The organism is Pseudomonas sp. EGD-AK9, assembly GCF_000465935.2.
Classification (GTDB): Bacteria; Pseudomonadota; Gammaproteobacteria; order Pseudomonadales; family Pseudomonadaceae; genus Aquipseudomonas.
This window is the reverse complement of record NZ_AVOF01000565.1, coordinates 1-1,332: the sequence shown is the minus strand read 5'-3', so window position 1 is coordinate 1,332 and position 1,332 is coordinate 1. Positions and strand designations below refer to the sequence as shown.

The following is a 1,332-nucleotide window of genomic DNA, read 5'->3' as shown; positions in this document are numbered from 1 at the left end:
GGACGGCGCGCTGCAGTTCGATCGGCCGGTCGACCAGTAGGCCTCGGCCTCCCGCTTACTGGCGCGCGTCGGCGCCGCTCAATACTCGTCTTCGGGCAGGCTGGCGAGAATATGCCGGTAGCTGGCCATGCGCTGCGGCTGGATGCGTCCTTCCTCCAGGGCCAGGAGCAGCGCGCAACCCGGCTCGCGGTCGTGCTTGCAGTCGCGGAAGCGGCAGCGCCCGAGCAAGTCGTGGAATTCGATAAAGCCGGCTTCCACGTCATCCCTGCTGACGTGGCCGAGGCCGAACTCGCGGATGCCGGGCGAGTCGATCAGCTGGCCGCCGCCGGGAAAGTGGAACAGCCGCGCGGTGGTGGTGGTGTGGGTGCCCTTGCCGGTCAGTTCCGACAGCGCGCCGACGCGGGTATCGACCCCGGGCAGCAGGCTGTTGACAAGCGACGACTTGCCCACCCCGGACTGGCCGACGAACACGCTGACGTGGCCGTCCAGGCGCTTCTTCAGCTGCTCCATGCCGTCGCCCTGATGAGCCGAGACCTCCAGCAGCGGGTAGCCGAGCTGGCGGTAGACGCCGAGCAGGGCGTTGAGCGCCACCTCGTTCTTGGTGTCGATCAGGTCGGCCTTGTTCAACAGCAGCAGCGGGCGGATGCCGGCATGCTCGGCGGCCACCAGGTAGCGGTCGATCAGGTTGGCGTGCGGCTCGGGCAGCGGGGCGAAGACGATGACGATCTGGTCGACGTTGGCCGCCACCGGCTTGAGCGCGCCGCGCATGTCCGGCCGGCACAGCTCGCTGCGCCGCGGCAGCTGGGCGACTATCACGCCGTCGCCCTGGTTGCCGGCGCGCCACACCACCTGGTCGCCGGTGACCAGCGCCGGCAGGTTGGCGCGCAGGTGGCAGCGGAAGGTCTGGCCAGCCAGCTCGCCCTGCAGCGCCTCGATCTCCACCTGTACGCCGAAGTGGGCGATCACCAGGCCGGTCTGCTCCGGGCCCAGGTCGCCGCCTTCCAGGGCCTCGACGGCGCGCGATTCGCGCTTGGCGGCGCGGGCCGCGCGTTCGCCCTGGATCTTTTCGATGCGCCAGCTCTGGCGGCGGTTGAGTTGGCGTTTGGCCATGGGGATTCCGAGTGGGTAGAGTTGCCGGGAAACAAGCCGCGCGAGTTTAGCATGGGCGCCGCGGCCTCGATTTGACCTTCAGGGGGTGGGATGGACGAGCGTGAAGGGGCGCTGCAGCGGCCTTGGCGCCGGGTAATGCTGGCCCAGGGGCTGGCCGTCGTCCTGCTGCTGGCGGCGGTCTACGGGCTGGCGCTGCTGTCGCCGCTGCGCCTGCCGCTGTGG

At 70.0% G+C, this 1,332-nt stretch carries 1 protein-coding gene; it reads right to left on the bottom strand.

Annotated features, from left to right (window positions below):
- Positions 1-78: 78 nt before the first annotated feature.
- Positions 79-1,110, bottom strand: coding sequence for a small ribosomal subunit biogenesis GTPase RsgA (rsgA, locus tag N878_RS20690; protein WP_021445441.1), 1,032 nt, complete (start codon positions 1,108-1,110; stop codon positions 79-81).
- Between the last annotated feature and the right edge of the window lie 222 nt (positions 1,111-1,332).

What these genes read in the sequence shown, in the direction of transcription:
- rsgA (WP_021445441.1), bottom strand. Translation starts at nt 1,110, where the DNA reads ATGGCCAAACGCCAACTCAACCGCCGCCAGAGCTGGCGCATCGAAAAG.